A 17,130-nucleotide genomic window follows, 5' to 3' on the forward strand; every position below is an offset into this window, starting at 1 on the left:
CGCGTAGCGCTCGAAGTCGGACAGCCACAGCTGCTTCTGGTCGGGGTTCTGGGTCAGGAAGTGCAGCCCGTGCGCGATCGCGTTGCGGGTCGTCTCGTTGCCCGCGACCACCAGCAGGATGAAGAACGACCCGAGCTCCTGATCGGTCAGGTGCTCCCCGTCCACGTCGGCGGTGACCAGCTTCGTGGTCAGGTCGTCGGTGGGGTTCTTGCGGCGGTAGGCACCCAGCTCGGCGACCATGTTGGCCAGGTCCTGCCCGGCGCCGAGGACCACCGTCATCGCCGCCATCGGGTCGTCGACCGGGATGTACTCCGGGTCGGCACCCGACAGGATGATGTTGGAGCGCTCGAAGATGAACTGGTAGTCGCTCTCCGGGATCCCCATCATGTCGCAGATGATCTTGAGCGGCAGCTTGGCGGCGACGTCGACGACGAAGTCGCACTCGCCGCGGCCGATGACGTCGTCGACGATCTTCTCTGCGGCGGTCTGTACGCCGTCCTCGAGGCTCTTCAGCATCTTGGGCGTGAAGCCGCGCGAGACGATGCGCCGCAGCCGCGCGTGCTTCGGGTCGTCCATGTTGATCATGGAGCCGAAGAACTCGTTGAACTCCTCGGGCAGGTCCGGGATCGACGTCGCACTGCGCCCGGAGATGAAGATCTCCGGCTGCCGGCTCGCCTCGAGGATGTGCTTGTGCTTGGTCAGCACGTAGTAGCCGGGGCCGGCCGGGAACAGGTCGGGGAACTCGTCGGGCTCGCTGTAGAACGGCACCGGGTTCTCATTGCGCAGCAAGGCAAACGCCTGCTCGCGTTCCTCGATAGGCCGGCCCCAGAACTCCAGGTCGGAGAAGTCGATCGTTTCCTTGGTGATCGGACGGTCCTCGACGGTCACGACGCCTCCTTGACACCTGTCATGCCGATGGGCTCATGCTTTACATGTCACGCCCGCATGTCAACAGTGGTCGGCGGGTGGAGGCCCGCTCCCCCGGCGTACAGCCTGCGTTGACGCGCGCCGCGATTGTCAGCAGATTGGCGCGATGACCTCCACCCACCCGGGCATCCGGCTCGAGCCCCGCGACGAGTACATGCACGCCGTCGACGGGGCGACCACGTTCAACGAGAGCATGTACGTCAACGTGTTCGACCCCGAGCGCGGGCTCGGTGGCTTCCTGCGTCTCGGCAACCGCCCGCTCGAGGGGCACGCCGAGCTGACCGTCTGCCTGTTCCTGCCCGACGGGCGGGTGGGCTTCTGGTTCGACCGGCCGCAGATCGGCGACAACGAGGCGTTCGACGCCGGCGGCATGCGCATCGAGGTGGTCGAGCCGTTCAAGGAGCTGACGTGGGCGTACGCCGGAAAGGCCCTGCTCCTCGACGACCCGGCGGTGCTCGACGACCCGAAGGCCGCGTTCACCGGCAGCCCGCGCACCCAGTGCCGGGCCGAGCTCACCATCGAGGGCCTGTCGCCGATGCTCGGCGGCGAGCCGACCGAGGAGATCGCCGAGCCGCACGGCGGGGCCTTCGCGAAGGGCCACTACGAGCAGCACGTCGCGGTGCGGGGGCGGCTCGAGGTCGGTGACGAGTCGTGGGAGGTCGGCGGCTACGGCCTGCGCGACCACTCGTGGGGGCCGCGGACCTGGCAGGCGCCCTGGTGGTACCGCTGGCTGACCGCGAACTTCGGGCCCGACCGCGGTTTCGTCGCCAGCGTCATCGCCTCCCGCGACGGTGGTCGCACGGTCGGCGGGGTGCTCTTCGAGGACGGCGCCTACAGCCTGCTGCGCGACGTCGCCGTCGACACCGACTGGAGCGGTGACCCCCAAAGCCCGCAACGGATCCGGCTGACCGCCTCGACGCGCCACAAGACGATGACCGCGGAGGGCGTGGTGCACCGCCTGGTGCCGCTGCGCAACCGCCGGCGCAGCCCGGACGGGGAGCAGATGGTGACCCGCATCGCCGAGGGTGCCACCGAGTGGCGGTGGGACGGGGCGGTCGGGTTCGGCATGTCGGAGTACCTCGACCAGATGGTCGAGGGGGTCCCCGCCGGGCTGCTGTAACCGACGTACATCAGCCCGGCGGACACAGCCGGCTCTCAGAACTCCGTCTCGGCGGCGAGCTTGTCCTGCATCTCCTTGTACTCCGGCGAGTTGGCCACCGGCATCATCGACATCATCTTCATCGTGTTGCCGGTCACCTTGACCTTGCCGGTGACGAAGGCGCTGGTCGCCGCGAGCTCGCCCGTGAGCAGCGCGCAGGAGTCGGCGTAGGCCGTCGTCATCGTGATCTCGGCCTGGCCGTCCTCGCCCTGGGCGCTCTCGACGAGGCGGCCGTTCTGGATGACGTCGTAGTAGCTCACGTCACCGTCGGGGCCGTTGGTCACGACGTTCTGGATGCGCAGGTCCACGCCGGGGCGCTCGGGCGCGTCGGCCGCGAGCTTCGTGCGCAGGTCGAACCACTCGGTGCTCAGGTACTTCGCCACTGATCCTCCATGTCGATGTGGGCTGGGAATGCGGGGCCTGATGCGGCGGCACTCACGCGCGCCGCCGAACGGGTGCGGTCACCGGCTCCTCGAGCGACATCGCGTCGAGGATGAGCTCCACCGCGCTGCGTGCCTGGTCGAGGAGCGGCGGCTCGCTGCGGCGCCCCTGCCACTTGCCGGCCAAGCCGGGCAGGCTGACGATGCCGCCCGCGCCGTGCCCGATGAGGAAGTGCAGCGTCGCCGCCGGGACGCGCCGGATCCGCCCGGCGCGCTCGAGCCGGCGCAGGAACGCGTCGGCCAACGCGTGCGCGGGCTCGATGTAGCGCTGGTATATGTGGTCGAGCCGCGGCCCGGGATGGGCGGCCTCGGTGTTGATCAGCCGGATCAGCGAGGGCTGTTCGGCGGTGGTCTCGACGTAGCGCAGCAGGATCGCGCGCAGCTGGGCGAAGTCGTCGGGGCCCGCGCCGGCGGCCGCCTGCGCGAGATCCTCGGCCAGCGAGCGGAAGCCGTGGTCGACCGAGGCGTACCAGAACGCCTCTTTGGACCCGTAGCGCTCGTGCACGAGGTTGTGGCTCACGCCCGCGCGGCGGCAGACGTCGCGCACCGATGTGCCGTCGTAGCCGCGCTCGGCGAACGCCTCCAGGGCGAGGTCCAGCAGATGCTGGTCGGCGGGCGCGGGCACGCCAACACGGTGGCCGGGTGCTTGACGGCTGTCAAGGGTGGGCATAGCTTGACAGCCGTCAAGACCCGTCCCGCAGGAGGATCGATGCTCGGGCTGCTCGTCCGCCCGGTCACCTGGTCGCTCGGCCTGGTGGGCCAACCCGTCACCACCCGCGTGCGCCGCGACGTCATCGCGCAGCTGGAGCGGGTGGGGAGCCAGGGCCGCTTCCCGCAGGAGCAGTACGACGAGCCCGCCGGCGACCCGGGCCTGTTCGGTCCCGACAGCGTGGTCTGGCGGGTGCACTCCCACCCGGCGATGATCGTGGGCGGCCTGTCGGCGCTCATGCTGCAGACGCTGCACCCGCTCGCGATGGCCGGCGTGGCCGAGCACTCCAACTTCAAGGAAGACCCCGAGGGCCGGCTGGCGCGCACGTCCTCGTTCGTCGACGGCACGACGTTCGGCTCCCGCGAGGTCGCCGAGACGCTGTGCGCGATCGTCGAGCGCATCCACCGACGGGTGAAGGGCGTCACGCCCGACGGGCGGCCCTACAGCGCCAACGACCCGGCGCTGCTGCGCTGGGTGCACGTGACCGAGGCCGACAGCTTCGTGCGTGCCTACCAGCGCTTCGCCCGCACACCGCTCACCGGCGCCGAGACAGACCGCTACTTCGAGGAGTTCCGCGTCGTCGCCGAGATGCTGGGCGCGACCGACGTGCCGGCGAGCCGGGCCGAGGTCGACGCCTACTTCGACGGCATCCGGCCACAGCTCTACGCCGGGGAGCAGGCCAAGGACACGTTCCGCTTCATCCTCACGCCGTCGACCCGCGACGCACGCGTTGCCGTGCCGCACCTCGTCATCGCGCGGGCGGCCATCCACCTGCTGCCGCCGTGGGCGCGTGACCTGCTCGGCGCCGGCCGGTTCACAGTGCTCGACCCGCTGTCGGTCAACACGCTGACGCTGGCGCTCGTGGAGTTCCTGGCCTGGGTGTCTCCCAACCCGCGGATGGTCGCCGCCCGCGAACGCGTCGCCCGCGGCACCAGCATCGCCGCCGCCTAGCCTCGCAGCTGCTCCATGGCCCGGCGGATCCGCTGCTCCGACACCGGGTAGGCCGTGCCGAGCGGCTGCGCGAACACGCTGACCCGCAGCTCCTCCAGCATCCACCGGATCTCGGTGAGCGCGGGGCCGGCGGCGACCTCGGCGCGCAACCCGTCGTAGTCCTGCTCCAGCCGCTGCACCAGCGCCATCCGGTCGCGGTCGCGGTCGACCGCTTCGGGCAACCGGTCGAGCCGGCGCGCCATCGCCTGCAGGTAGCGCAGCACGTCGGGCAGCCGGCGGGCGCCGATGCCGCTGACGAAGCCGGCGTAGACGAGCCGTGCCCGCTGCGCCCGCAGGTCGGTCAGTGCCGGCAGCAGCGGCAACGAGGAGGTTGCCGACAACCGCCGGTCGACGTCGCGCGCCGCGGCCTGGATGTCGGCGGCGAGCCGCACGATCTGCGCAGTGAGGTCCGGCAGCCGCTGCCGCGCCGCCTGCTGCAGCCGCTCGAAGCCGGTCTCGTCCCAGACCACCCCACCGGCGTCGAGCAGGATCACGTCGAGGGCCGCCCGCACGCAGTCGGCGAGGAGCTCGGGCACTGCGGCGTACGGCGGTAAGGCCAGCGCCGCCTTCGTCTCGCGCGGCAGCTGCCCGACGACCGGGGACAGGGGCGAGGGCAGCGTCAGCTGCAGCAGCCGGCGCGTGCCCGACCACATCGCCCGCCGCTGCTCCCCCGCGCCGGCGAGCACCCGGAGGTCGACGTGGTCGCCGGCGTCGACCAGCGACGGGAATCCGGTGACCACGTGGCCGCCGCGCACGACGTCGACCGTGCGCGGGATGGTGCCGACAGTCCAGCTCCGCAGGCCGGCCCGCTCCAGGTCGCCTGCGGCCTCCGCGAGCGTCGCCGTCAACCGCGGGTGCAGGGCCGCCTTGAGGGCGGGCAGGTCCTTGCCCTCGGCCAGCACGCCACCCTCGTCGTCGACGACGCGAAAGCCCACCCGCAGGTGCGGCGGCACCCGCGACCAGTCCCAGGCACCCCGGGCGACGCCGACCCCGGTGAGCCGCTGCAGCTCCACGCCAAGCGCGTCGGTCAGCGCGCCCTCCCCCGGACTCAGGCGCTGCAGTGCCGCCCGCGCGACGTCGGGAGCCGGCACGAAGTTGCGGCGCAGCTGCTTGGGCAGCCCGCGGATCAGCGCGGTGACGAGGTCCTCGCGCAGACCGGGCACGTTCCAGTCGAAACCCGCGTCGGTGACGCGGTTGAGCACCGGCAACGGGATGTGCACGGTGACGCCGTCGTCGGCGGCTCCCGGCTCGAAGTGGTAGGTCAGCGCAAGGCGGAGATCGCCGTGCTGCCACCAGTCGGGGTAGCCCTCCGTGGCGACCGCCGCCTCGTCGGCGACGAGCATGTCCTCGGTGAACGTCAGCAGCTCCGGGTCGCCGCGCCGCGCCTGCTTCCACCACGCGTCGAAGTGCCGACCCGACACCACGTCGGCCGGAATCCGCGCGTCGTAGAAGGCGAACAGCGTCTCGTCGTCGACGACGATGTCGCGGCGGCGGGTGCGGTGCTCGAGCTCCTCGACCTCCTCCAGGAGCGCGCGGTTGTCGTGGAAGAACCGGTGCTGCGTGGTCCAGTCGCCCTCGACGAGCGCGTGCCGGATGAACAGCTCGCGGGACAGCTCCGGGTCGATGCGCCCGTAGGCGACGGTGCGGGCAGCGACGATCGGTACGCCGTACAGCAGGACCTTCTCGCTCGCCACGACCGAGGCACGCTTCTTGGACCAGTGCGGCTCGCTGTAGGTACGGGTGACGAGGTGCTGGGCGAGCGGCTCGATCCACTCGGGCTCGATGCGCGCGACGACGCGGGCCCACAGCCGCGAGGTCTCGACGAGCTCGGCGGCCATGACCCAACGCGGCTGCTTGCGGGCGAGCACGGACCCGGGGAAGATCGCGAACCGGGCGCCGCGCGCGCCGTCGAAGTCGCCGCGTTCGGCCGAGCGCACGCCGACGTGCGAGAGCAGCCCGGCGAGCAGCGCGGTGTGCACGGCCTGCGGCGAGGCCGGTTCGCCGCTGCCGTGGATGCCGAGGTCCTTGACCACTTGGCGCAGCTGGGTGTGCAGGTCCTGCCACTCGCGCAGCCGCAGGTAGTGCAGGTGCTCGGCCTTGCACAGCTTGCGGAACCGGCTGCTCGACAGCGCCTTCTGCTGCTCCTGCACGTAGGCCCAGAGGTTGAGGTAGGCGAGAAAGTCGGAGTGCTCGTCCGCGAACCGGCGGTGCGCCTGGTCGGCGGCCTGCTGGTTGTCGGCGGGCCGTTCGCGCGGGTCCTGGATCGACAGCGCCGCCGCGATGACCAGCACCTCGCGCACGCAGCCCTGCTGCTCGGCCTCGAGCACCATGCGGCCGAACCGCGGGTCCACCGGCAGCCGCGCCAGCCGGCGACCGAGCCGGGTCAGCCGCTTGCGCGGGTCGCTCGCGGTGGGGTCGATGGCGCCGAGCTCGTGCAGCAGGGCGACGCCGTCACGGATCTGGCGCCGGTCGGGCGGGTCGACGAACGGGAACGCCGCCACGTCGCCCAGCCCCAGGGCCGCCATCTGCAGGATGACCGAGGCGAGGTTGGTGCGCTGGATCTCCGGCTCGGTGTACAGCGGGCGACGCTCGTAGTCCTCCTCGTCGTACAGCCTGATGCAGATGCCGTCGGCGACCCGGCCGCAACGGCCGGCACGCTGGTCGGCGCTGGCCCGGCTGATCGCCTCGATGGGCAGCCGCTGCACCTTCAGCCGCAGGCTGTACCGGGAGATGCGCGCGGTGCCGGGATCGACGACGTAGCGGATGCCGGGCACGGTCAGCGAGGTCTCGGCCACGTTGGTGGCCAGCACGATGCGCCGGCCGGGGTGCGGCTGGAAGACCTTGTGCTGCTCGGCAGCGGACAGCCGGGAGTAGAGCGGCAGGATCTCGGTGTCACGCAGGTGCCGGCCGCGCAGGGCGTCGGCGGTGTCGCGGATCTCACGCTCGCCGGACAGGAAGACGAGGACGTCGCCCGGCCCCTCGCGGGCCAGCTCGTCGACCGCGTCGAGGATGCCCTGCACCTGGTCGCCGTCGTCCGGGTCGAGCGGCCGGTAGCGCACCTCGACCGGGTAGGCGCGGCCGGACACCTCGACCACGGGCGCACCGCCGAAGTGCTGCGCGAACCGCTCGGAGTCGATCGTCGCCGACGTGATGACGACCTTGAGGTCGGGCCGACGCGGCAGGATCTCGGCCAGGTAGCCGAGGATGAAGTCGATGTTGAGGCTGCGCTCGTGCGCCTCGTCGATGATCAGCGTGTCGTAGCGGCGCAGCAGCCGGTCGCGCTGGATCTCCGCGAGCAGGATGCCGTCGGTCATCAGCTTGACCAGGGTGGTGTCGCTCACCCGGTCGGTGAAGCGCACCTGGTAGCCGACCGCCTGCCCGAGAGCCACGTCGAGCTCCTCGGCGATGCGTTCGGCGACCGAGCGGGCGGCGATCCGGCGCGGCTGCGTGTGGCCGATCATCGCCTCGACGCCGCGGCCGAGCTCGAGGCAGATCTTGGGCAGCTGCGTCGTCTTGCCGGAGCCCGTCTCCCCGGCGACGATCACGACCTGGTGGTCACGGATCGCCGCGAGGATCTCGTCCTTCTTCTGCGCGACCGGCAGCTCGGCGGGGTAGCCGATGCGCGGCACCGCGAGGGCGCGCCGCTGCAGCTGCTCGGGCGAGAAGGACACGCTCCATGGTCGCCCAGGCCGGCGACCGGTTTTCGGTCAGACCTTCAGCAGGCTGCGGGCGATCTCGCTGATCTGGATCTCGTTGGTGCCGGCGTAGATCTCGAGCACCTTCGCGTCGCGGGCGAGCTGCTCGACCTGGAACTCCGCCATGTAGCCGTTGCCGCCGAACAGCTGCACCGCGTCCATCGAGACGCTGACCGCCGCCCGGGCGGAGTAGAGCTTCATCGCCGACGCCTCGGACAGCGACATCCGGCGCCCGGCCTTCTGCATCTCGATGTGCCGGAAGACGAGGTTCTGGATGTTGACGCGGGCGACCTCCATCTCGGCCAGCTTGAGCTGGATCAGCTGGAAGTCGCCGATCGGGCGGCCGAACTGCATGCGGGTGCGGGCGTAGTCGACGCACAGTGACAGGCACTGCTCGACGATGCCGAGCGCCATCGCGGCCACGCCGCTGCGTTCGGTGGTGAACGCGTCCTTGGCGCCCTCGCGGTAGGGCCGGTCCTCGGTCTCGCCGAGCAGGCGGTCGGCCTCGACCCGTACGTCGGACAGGAACAGCTCGCCGGTCGGCGAGGAGTGCAGCCCCATCTTGCGCAGCGGCTTCGACTGCTCCAGGCCGGGCATCCCGCGGTCGAGCACGAACGACAGGATCTTGCGGTCCTTGGGGTCGTTGCCCTCGTCGAGCTTGCAGATGAAGACGATCGTGTCGGCGTAGGGGCCATTGGTGATGAACGTCTTCGACCCGTTGAGCACGTAGCCGTCGCCGGCGCGCACCGCCCGCGACTGCATCGAGCCGAACGCGTCGGAGCCCGAGCCCGGCTCGGTGATCGCCCAGGCGCCGATCTTGTCGAGCGTCTGCAGGTCGAGCGCCCAGCGCTCCTTCTGCCGGGTGGTGCCGCGCGACATGATCGCGCCGGCGGCGAGGCCGACGCTGACGCCCATCGCGGTGACCATGCCCGGGCAGTAGTGGCACAGCTCGATGATCGGGATCATGAACGACGCGCCGCCGTCACCACCGCCGCCTGCACGCTCGCCGCCGGTTTCGCCGGCCGCGGCGCCCTTCTCGGCGGCGATGCGCCTGGCGAAGCCCGCCCGGGCCATCTCGTCGAGCCCGAACGTCTTGTAGAGCTTGCGCAGGACGTCGTAGGGCGGGGTGCTGCCGTGCTCGAGCTCCTCGAGATTCGGCTTGATCTCCTTCTCCACGAACTGCCGGACGGCGTCGCGGATCATCAGCTGGTCTTCGCTCCACTCGAACATGAGCGCGCAGCCTACGCGGGCGACGGATGCGGCCGGACGCTGCCGGCCGTGGTCAGCTCGCGGGCGCTTCGACCGGGTGCAGCAGCCGCTCGCGCAGCGTCGGCGTCCGGGCGAACAGCTCCTCGAGCCGCTCGTAGCCGACGTCGAACATCTCGACCGGCGCTTGTCGACGGGCAGTTCCTGTCGGGCCCCGGCGTTAGGGTCGGCGACATGACCGCCGTCTCGAGCGCGGGGCTGACGCCGCTGGCCGGCTGCCTGCAGCGCCGCGCGCTCGACGCGGGGTCATGGGTCGACCTCGCGCGGGGCTGGTTGCCTGACCCCGACGGCCTGTACGCCGACCTGGCCGGGTCGCTCGACTGGCGGCAAGGCCGCGTCTGGCTCTACGACCACTACCGCGAGGAGAACCGCCTGGCCGCGGGCTGCTCCCCCGCCGCGCACCCGGTCGTGCTCGCCGTCCACAAGGCACTACGGCGGCACTACGGCGTCGACTTCATGGGCGTGGGGCTGTCCTGGTACCGCGACGGGCGCGAAGCGATGGGGGCGCACCGCGACACCGACCTGCGGCACTGCGAGGAGACGCTGATCGCGATCCTCACACTCGGCGCACGACGGCCCTGGACGCTCACCCCACGGTCGACCCCGCGCACGCCCGGCCGGCGGCCGGCGGCCGACCTGGCGCCGCCCGCCGGCGACCTGCTGGTCATGGGCGGCCGGGCCCAGGTCGACTGGCTGCACGGCGTGCCTCCCGCGCCGGCAGCGCGCGAGGGGCGGATCAGCCTCCAGTGGCGCTGGACGTCCGGGCGTGGGCGGCCCGAACGCGGGGGTGGCTCACGCGCCCCGCGACGCTTCGGCAGCGGTCGCTAGCGCGGCTTCCCCCGTCGACCTCGGTCGACCTCAGAGCCTGCGACCGATCCCGCCCAATGTCGCGACACGACTCTTGTACCTTGAGCAAGCGTTCTGCACACGTTTCGGCCGCCGAATTCGGCGGGCCTCCTAGATTGCCGTCGTGGCACCAGCGCTGCTGACGTTCGGGCACGGCACGGCGTCGCAGGACGAGATCGTCGGCCTGCTGCGCGGCGCCGGGGTCGCCCGGCTCGTCGACGTACGCCGCTACCCCGGCAGCCGCGCGCACCCGCACGTCGCCCGGGACGCGATGGCGCAGTGGCTGCCCGAAGCGGGCGTCGGCTACCGGTCCGAGCCGAGGCTCGGCGGGCGGCGACGGCTGCCGCCGGACTCGCCGGACGTGTGGTGGGAGGTCGCGGCCTTCCGGGCCTACGCGGCGCACATGCGCACGCCGGAGTTCCTGTCGGCGGCCGATGACCTGCTGGCCGAAGCGGCCACGACTCCGACCGCGGTGATGTGCAGCGAGACCGTGTGGTGGCGCTGCCACCGGCGGCTGATCGCCGACTTCGTGACGCTCGCCCGGGGTGGCGAGGTGCTGCACCTGGGTCACGACGGCCGGCTGTCGGGCCACCCGCCGGCAGCGGGCGCACGGGTCGTCGACGGCCTGCTGGTCTACGACGTAGGGTCGGCTCCCCGATCTTGAGGAGCTGAGGTGTCCGACGGGCCGCTCGACGGCTACACCGCGATCGTCTCCGGCGGCGGCACCGGCATCGGCGCCGCCTGCGCGCAGCGGCTGGCCGCCGACGGCGCGACCGTCGTCATCTGCGGGCGCACCGAGCAGCGGCTGGTCGACGCCGCGGCTGCGATACCGGGCAGCGTGCACCCGGTGGTCGCCGACGTCACCGACGAGGAGTCGGTGCGCGCGCTGGTGGCGCGGACGCTGGAGCTGACCGGGCGCGTCGACGCGGTCGTCGCCAACGCCGGCGGCGGCGGGGCGCTGGTGCCGCTGCACCAGCAGGAGACTGCGGAGTTCGTGCGGGTGCTGCACCTCAACGTGCTCGGCACGTTCCTGCTGCTCAAGCACACGGTCGAGGCGCTGGCCGCGTCGGACCGCGGGTCTTTCGTGGGCATGTCGTCGATCGCCGGTGGGCTGACCCACCGCTACTTCGGCGCCTACGGCGTCGGCAAGGCCGGCATCGAGATGCTGATGCGCGACGCGGCCGACGAGTACGGCCCGTCCGGGGTGCGGTTCAACGCCGTACGCCCCGGCTTCACCGACACCGAGCTGATGTCCGTGCTGCCGCGCGACTCCGACGTGTTCCGCAGCTACCTCGACAACACCCCGCTCGGCGGCATCAGCGCCGCCGCCGACGTGGCCGACCTGGTGCGCTTCCTCGTCGGGCCGGAGTCGGGACGCGTCACCGGCCAGGTGATCGGTGTCGACGGCGGCCACGGGCTGCGCGCGGGCCCCGACTTCTCGCAGTACGTGCCGCCCGACCCGCTGACCCGACCGGGAGCCCCCGCATGAAAGCCCTGCGTACGCCGGACGAGCGGTTCACCGCCCTGCCGGGCTACGACTTCGCCCCGCACTACGCCGAGGTCCCCGACGGCGAGGGCGGCGCGCTGCGCGTGCACTACCTCGACGAGGGGTCCGGCCCCACCGTGCTGCTCATGCACGGCGAGCCGTCGTGGTGCTACCTCTACCGCACGATGATTCCCGTGCTGGTCGACGCCGGTTTCCGTTGCGTGGCACCGGATCTGGTCGGTTTCGGCCGGTCCGACAAGCCGACCGAGCAGAGCGACTACACCTACGCGCGGCACGTCGGCTGGATGACCGCGCTGCTGTGCGACCGGCTCGACCTGCGTGGCGCGACGTTCTTCGGGCAGGACTGGGGCGGCCTGGTCGGGCTGCGGATGGTCGCGGAGAACCCGGACCGGTTCGACCGGGTGGTGGTCGGCAACACCGGGCTGCCGACCGGTGAGGGCCGGATGACCGAGGCGTTCCTCGCCTGGCAGCGGTTCGCCGCCGAGACGCCCGACTTCCCGGTCGGCGGCATCGTCTCCGGCGGGGTCGCGTCGAAGATGGCGCCCGAGGTGATCGCGGCCTACGACGCGCCGTTCCCCGACAACTCCTACAAGGCGGGTGCGCGGATCTTCCCGTCGCTCGTGCCGACCTCGCCCGACGACCCGGCCTCGGCCGCCAACCAGGCGGCGTGGGAGGTCTTCCGCCGGTGGGACAAGCCGCTGCTCACGGCGTTCAGCGACGGCGACCCGATCACGCGCGGCGGGGAAGGCATCTTCCAGCGGGAGGTACCGGGAGCGGCCGGGCGAGCGCACGTGACGATCGAAGGCGGCGGCCACTTCCTGCAGGAGGACCAGGGCCCCGAGCTCGCGCAGGTGATCGCGGAGTTCGTCCGGTCGACCTGATCCCGCGGCGTACGCCGGTCAGTCGCCGACCGCGCCGTCGACCAACTCGCGGATGAGGTCGGCGTGCCCGTTGTGCCGGGCGTACTCCTCGATCATGTGCACGTAGATCCAGCGCAGCGAGCACGGCTCGCCGTCACGCACCCCGGTGTCGTCGAGGTCTCTCTGCGCGGCCGCTTCCCGGCTGAGCCGGCAGGCGTCCTGCCAGAACGCGAGGTCGGCTTCCCAGTCGGCGTCGTCGAGCGGCACCAGCTCGCCGTCCTCGGCCGTTCGGTCGTACCACGCGGGCACCGCCAGGCCGGTCTCGCCGAGCAGCGTGCGGCGGAACCAGCCGAGCTCGACGAGGCCCATGTGCCGCACCAGACCGTGCAGGGACAGCTTCGACGTCGGGACCGGCCGGGCCTTGCGCCCGGCGTCGTCGAGCCCCTCGCACTTGAGCAGGAGCGTGACGCGGTGGAACTCCAGCCACGACTCCAGCATCTCCCGCTCGCCGGCCACGAACGGCGGATGAATCCTTCGCGGGTCCTGCAGCTCCTCGACCATCCGCGCATCCTGCCAGCAGGCGCACGACCCCTAGGGAGCCGTGCGCTGCTGCGGTGTTACGGAGGCCGGCCGGATGTTGGCGTTGAGGTGGAAGACGTTGTCGGGGTCGTAGCGGCGCTTGATCTCGGCCAGCCGGTCGTACTTCTCGGGGCCATAGGCGAGGCGCACCAGGTCGTCGGTCTCGTCGATCAGCGCATTGACGTAGATCCCCTCCCCCATCGACGGCTGCAGCGCCCCGTAGAGGTCCCGCACCCACTGCCGGTCCGCGTCGAGCACCTGCTGGTTCGGACAGACCGCGATGACGAAGACGTTGTAGCCGGGCACGCGTCGCCCGCTGAACGCCGTCGCGTCGTCGGGCACGTCGAGGTACGCGCCGTCGAGCCGGTAGAAGAGCAGCACCGAGCCGGGTGACTGCTTGGTCAGGAACCGCTCGGTGATGGCGTCGATCACGTCGTCGGTGAGCTCCGGGAGGTAGCCGCCCTTGTCGTAGTCGTACTGCCCCCAGGCGTTGTCCTCGTCGAGCATCTGTTGCAGCGCCAGGTAAGGCATGACGTCGACGAACTCCCACAGGGTCGGCAGCGCCTCACGGGCGCGGCGTACGACGCCGTCGTGCTCGGCGGGGTCGCCGAAGCCGACCACGATCAGCGCGTAGCCGGGGTTGCCCTGGTGCTCCGGCGGGACGAAGGGCGCCATCGGCGCGGTGATGCAGCCGATGACCACGTTGACGTCGGGCGGCAGGTCGCGGCAGACCTCACGGGCCATCCGGAAGAAGTCCTTGCCCTGCTCCGGGCTCCAGAACAGCAGCGCCGCCTGGATCATCGGGCCGACCGGGTGCAGCGCGAACTCGAACTCGGTGACGACGCCGAAGTTGCCGCCGCCGCCCCGGATCGCCCAGAACAGGTCCGGGTTGTCGTCGTGGGAGGCGCGCAGGATGCGCCCGTCGGCGGTGACCACCTGCGCCGAGAGCATGTTGTCGATGGACAGCCCGTGCTTGCGGCTCAGCCAGCCCATGCCGCCGCCGAGCGTGAGGCCGCCGACACCGGTGTGCGCCACCATGCCGACCGTGGTCGCCAGGCCGTGCTCCTGCGTGGCAGCGAGCACGTCGAGCAGCAGCGCGCCGCCGCCGACCCGCGCGGTGCGGGCCTCGGGGTCGACGTGCACGTGGTTCAGCCGGCTGAGCTCGATCATGAGGCCGCCGTCGACGACCGCCTTGCCGGCCGCGCCATGGGCACCGCCGCGAACACTGATCTCGAGTCCCCGCTGCACACCGAAGCGCACCGCGCTCGCGACGTCCTCCGCGGTGAGGCAGCGCGCGATCACCGCCGGACGACGGTCGATCTCGGCGTTCCAGACCTTGCGCGCCTGGTCGTAGTCGGCATCACCGGGCAGGAGCGCGGCCCCCTCCATCGCTGCGCGCAGGGTGCCGACCTCGTCCCCAACTGTCTGCGTCATTCGAGCCCCCTCGACAGACCAGCCGAAGGAGCCACCATCTACCGGAGCCCCTGGGGCGTCAAGGAAAAGTCGCGGGCCGAGGGGTATCCGTGGCCACCTCGTCGATCTAGCTGTCCGTGCGGCCGAAGAGGAAGTAGGCGATCGGCACGCCACCGACGGAGTTGACCAGGACGATGGACGTCGCCCACGCCCACCTCGGGCCGCGGACCTGTGGCTGCGGCGTACGCGCCAGGTCGACGAGGGCGGCAACCTTGAGGACCCCCTCGAACACCGCTCCCGCGATGACCAGCTTGCGGGTGCCCAGGCTCAACTCGCTCCAACGCCGTTTCATGCTCCGAGCCTCCCTTGCTGCGAGGTGGCGACCGCTCCGTTGCCCTCGAGCGCGCGGTCTCTTCATCCGGTGCTTGGACCTGACGGCGGCGGCACCGGGTGCAGCGGCGGCTCACCTCGCAGGACGCGGAGCAGGTCCTCGGTGGCCCGTACCCGAAGTTCGGTCACCGACGCGTCGGAGGAGAACGCGACGTGCGGGGTGAGGATGACGTTCGGGTTGCCTGCGAGCGCCGGCGGGACGGCCGGTTCGTCGGGCAGCACGTCGAGGGCGGCGGCGCCCGGCCGACCGTGCTCGAGCGCGCGGGCCAACGCGTCGACGTCGACCAGCGAGCCGCGACTGGTGTTGACGAGCAAGGCTCCGGGCCTCATGGCCGCCAGCGCGTGAGCGTCGATGAGGCCGGCCGTGTCGGGAGTGGCCGGCATGTGCAGGGTGAGCACGTCGCAGTCGGCAAGCAACCGGCCGACCGGGACCGCGGTGACGTCGTACGACGTCCGCTCGGGATGCCGGTCGTCGCAGAGCACCCGGCAGCCGAGCGCCGCGAACTTCGCCGCGGTCCTGCTGCCGATCGCGCCGAGGCCCCACACGCCGATCGTCAGGTCGCGGATGCGGCGCAGCGTGCGCGCGCCGGGTTGCCACCTGCCGGCGTGCACGTCGCGGTCGTAGCCGACGATGCCGCGGGCCCACGCGTGGACCAGCGCGACGACGTGGTCGGAGACGTCCTCCACGCAGTAGTCGGGCACCCGGGTGACGGTGATCCGGCGCCGGGCCGCGGTGTCGAGGTCGATGTTGTCGAGGCCGACACCGAGGCGGGTCGCCACCTGCAGCCGTGGCGCCGCGTCGAGCACCTTGCCGGTGACCGGCGCCCAGCAGAACAGGATGCCGACCGGGTCGGCCTCGGCCGCGAGCGCCGCCAACGAGGCCTCGTCGGCCGGCGGCGGCGCCTCGACGAGCCGGTAGCCGGCCGCCTCGCACAGCGAGCGCTCGATGTCGGCGTCGGGCCAGCCGCGGTCGGTGAGCAGCACGCGATCCACGCAGGCACGCTACGGCGTGGCCGGGTCGATCACCGGCGGACGTCGGCGGGTTCGTCCGTGAGCGGGAATCCCGCCGCCACGTATGCCTCGACGCCGCCGGCAAGATCCGTGGCCCGCCAGAGCCCCAGCGCGCGCAGGCTGGCCGCCGCCAGGCTCGAGCTGTAGCCCTGCGCGCAGACGACGATGACTTCGATGTCGTGGTCGACCGCCTCGGGGATCCGGTCCGGGCTGCAAGGGTCGAGCCGCCACTCCAGCACGGTCCGGTCGATCACGAGGGCGCCGGGGAGCTCGCCCTGCTCCGCCCGCTGCGTCTCTGTCCGGGTGTCGATGGCCAGCGCGCCGCGCTCAAGCGCGTCGACCAGCTCGGCCGGCCCCGGCCGGTGTACCCCCGCCCGCGACGCGGCGAGGAGTGCGTCCACGCCGAGCGGCCGATCGACGGACGTCAACACGGTGGTCATAGGGCTACCCTGCCTTACCTCCCGACTCCGTCACCGCCGGGGACGAGGGTTCGTCGGGAGAGCACGGGGGCCAGGCCTCCGGCACAGACAAGCGGCAGCCGACCCCTGGGAGACGACCGTGACCGCGGAGAGCGGCAGCCACGTGCCGGTGACCTACGAACGCTGCGGGCACATCGTGGGCCCCTTCTACCACGGGACGAAGTCGGTGCTCGGCGTCGGAGACGAGCTGGTGGCCGGCTACGGCTCCAACTTCCACGAGGGCCGGGTGTCCAACAACATCTACTTCTCCGCGCTGGTCGACACGGCTGCCTGGGGTGCGGAGATGGCGACGGCGCTGGCCGGCAGCGAGGAGCGAGGGCACATCTACGTCGTCGAGCCTCAGGGCCCCTTCGAGGACGACCCGAACGTGACCGACAAGAGGCTCCCGGGCAACCCCACCCAGTCCTATCGCACCCGCCATCCGCTACTCGTCGTTGCCGAGCTGGACTCCTGGGAGGGTCACCACCCGGAAGTCCTGAAACAGATGCTGGACCGCCTGGCCGTCTTGCGCGAGCAAGGGCTCGACGTCATAGAGGACTAGAGCGCGGCGTCGGGATGGCGCGTATCGCCGCCGAGCGCAGGCTCCGGCATCAGTGCGACGCCGACCGACCGCCGAGATCGCGACGCACGGGCGCCAGCGACGACGCTCGCCGCGATGAGTTCGCGGTGGACCGGTCGTCCACACCGGTAGACGATGAAGCGCGACGCCAGCTGCGCGCAGATCTCCGGGAGGCCACGATGGCGCGAGTCAACACCTACCTGAACTTCCAGGGTCAGGCCGAGGAAGCGTTCACCTTCTACGCCAAGATCTTCGGGACCGAGATCAGCATGCTCAGCCGGTTCGCGGACATGCCCGCCG

Annotated in this window: 17 protein-coding genes; 7 read left to right on the plus strand and 10 right to left on the minus strand. The window is 71.7% G+C overall.

The window, feature by feature from the left end:
• Window positions 1–888 (minus strand): cytochrome P450 (locus VFJ21_09530; protein HET7407356.1); only part of this gene is annotated, 888 nt, incomplete at its 3' end.
• A gap of 145 nt (window positions 889–1,033) precedes the next feature.
• On the opposite strand from VFJ21_09530, the gene VFJ21_09535 reads away from it, so the two are divergent.
• On the plus strand, window positions 1,034–2,047 hold the full coding sequence (locus VFJ21_09535; protein ID HET7407357.1) for a hypothetical protein: 1,014 nt from the start codon (window positions 1,034–1,036) through the stop codon (window positions 2,045–2,047).
• 35 nt (window positions 2,048–2,082) lie between these two features.
• Here the strand turns inward: VFJ21_09535 and VFJ21_09540 are convergent, their stop codons facing one another.
• Both VFJ21_09540 and VFJ21_09545 read right to left on the minus strand, forming a co-directional pair.
• Window positions 2,083–2,469, minus strand: coding sequence for an SCP2 sterol-binding domain-containing protein (locus tag VFJ21_09540; GenBank protein HET7407358.1), 387 nt, complete (start codon window positions 2,467–2,469; stop codon window positions 2,083–2,085).
• A 52-nt stretch (window positions 2,470–2,521) separates the two neighbouring features.
• Window positions 2,522–3,151 (minus strand): TetR/AcrR family transcriptional regulator, encoded by a 630-nt coding sequence (locus tag VFJ21_09545; GenBank protein HET7407359.1) that lies wholly within the window; start codon window positions 3,149–3,151, stop codon window positions 2,522–2,524.
• Between the two features lie 84 nt (window positions 3,152–3,235).
• Here VFJ21_09545 and VFJ21_09550 point away from each other — a divergent pair, with 84 nt between their 5' ends.
• Entirely contained in the window at window positions 3,236–4,186 is a 951-nt protein-coding gene (locus VFJ21_09550; protein ID HET7407360.1) for an oxygenase MpaB family protein, read from the plus strand.
• On the opposite strand, the gene hrpA is transcribed toward VFJ21_09550, so the two are convergent.
• A complete protein-coding gene (gene hrpA, locus VFJ21_09555) occupies window positions 4,183–7,896 on the minus strand; it encodes an ATP-dependent RNA helicase HrpA (GenBank protein HET7407361.1) in 3,714 nt (1,237 codons plus the stop codon). The two genes, VFJ21_09550 and hrpA, sit on opposite strands and share 4 nt — an antisense overlap.
• 36 nt (window positions 7,897–7,932) lie before the next feature.
• Window positions 7,933–9,150 carry an acyl-CoA dehydrogenase family protein gene (locus VFJ21_09560; GenBank protein HET7407362.1) on the minus strand — a complete coding sequence of 406 codons (1,218 nt, stop codon included), beginning with the start codon at window positions 9,148–9,150 and terminating at the stop codon, window positions 7,933–7,935.
• Between the two features lie 210 nt (window positions 9,151–9,360).
• Here VFJ21_09560 and VFJ21_09565 point away from each other — a divergent pair, with 210 nt between their 5' ends.
• The 4 genes from VFJ21_09565 (at window position 9,361) to VFJ21_09580 (ending at window position 12,420) form a co-directional block, all read left to right on the plus strand.
• Window positions 9,361–10,014, plus strand: coding sequence for an alpha-ketoglutarate-dependent dioxygenase AlkB (locus tag VFJ21_09565; protein ID HET7407363.1), 654 nt, complete (start codon window positions 9,361–9,363; stop codon window positions 10,012–10,014).
• Between the two features lie 142 nt (window positions 10,015–10,156).
• Entirely contained in the window at window positions 10,157–10,696 is a 540-nt protein-coding gene (locus VFJ21_09570) for a DUF488 domain-containing protein (protein HET7407364.1), read from the plus strand.
• A gap of 9 nt (window positions 10,697–10,705) precedes the next feature.
• Window positions 10,706–11,521, plus strand: coding sequence for an SDR family oxidoreductase (locus VFJ21_09575; GenBank protein HET7407365.1), 816 nt, complete (start codon window positions 10,706–10,708; stop codon window positions 11,519–11,521).
• Window positions 11,518–12,420 (plus strand): haloalkane dehalogenase, encoded by a 903-nt coding sequence (locus tag VFJ21_09580; protein ID HET7407366.1) that lies wholly within the window; start codon window positions 11,518–11,520, stop codon window positions 12,418–12,420. The genes VFJ21_09575 and VFJ21_09580 overlap by 4 nt, the downstream gene beginning before the upstream one ends.
• Window positions 12,421–12,438: 18 nt before the next feature.
• Here the strand turns inward: VFJ21_09580 and VFJ21_09585 are convergent, their stop codons facing one another.
• From VFJ21_09585 to VFJ21_09605, 5 genes are all read right to left on the minus strand, one after another.
• The gene (locus VFJ21_09585; protein ID HET7407367.1) at window positions 12,439–12,960 is read right to left on the minus strand and encodes a DinB family protein; all 522 of its coding nucleotides are present in this window, start codon (window positions 12,958–12,960) and stop codon (window positions 12,439–12,441) included.
• 30 nt (window positions 12,961–12,990) lie between these two features.
• The gene (locus VFJ21_09590) at window positions 12,991–14,412 is read right to left on the minus strand and encodes an FAD-binding oxidoreductase (GenBank protein HET7407368.1); all 1,422 of its coding nucleotides are present in this window, start codon (window positions 14,410–14,412) and stop codon (window positions 12,991–12,993) included.
• Between the two features lie 106 nt (window positions 14,413–14,518).
• Window positions 14,519–14,743, minus strand: coding sequence for a PLD nuclease N-terminal domain-containing protein (locus VFJ21_09595; GenBank protein HET7407369.1), 225 nt, complete (start codon window positions 14,741–14,743; stop codon window positions 14,519–14,521).
• A gap of 62 nt (window positions 14,744–14,805) precedes the next feature.
• Window positions 14,806–15,774, minus strand: a complete 969-nt coding sequence (locus VFJ21_09600) for a C-terminal binding protein (protein HET7407370.1) — start codon at window positions 15,772–15,774, stop codon at window positions 14,806–14,808.
• A gap of 29 nt (window positions 15,775–15,803) precedes the next feature.
• Window positions 15,804–16,232, minus strand: coding sequence for a rhodanese-like domain-containing protein (locus VFJ21_09605; GenBank protein HET7407371.1), 429 nt, complete (start codon window positions 16,230–16,232; stop codon window positions 15,804–15,806).
• Window positions 16,233–16,374: 142 nt separating this feature from the next.
• Here VFJ21_09605 and arr point away from each other — a divergent pair, with 142 nt between their 5' ends.
• Window positions 16,375–16,812, plus strand: coding sequence for an NAD(+)--rifampin ADP-ribosyltransferase (gene arr, locus VFJ21_09610; GenBank protein ID HET7407372.1), 438 nt, complete (start codon window positions 16,375–16,377; stop codon window positions 16,810–16,812).
• Window positions 16,813–17,130 lie beyond the last annotated feature (318 nt).

Source organism: Mycobacteriales bacterium, assembly GCA_035690485.1.
Lineage (GTDB): Bacteria > Actinomycetota > Actinomycetes > JAFAQI01 > DASSKL01 > DASSKL01.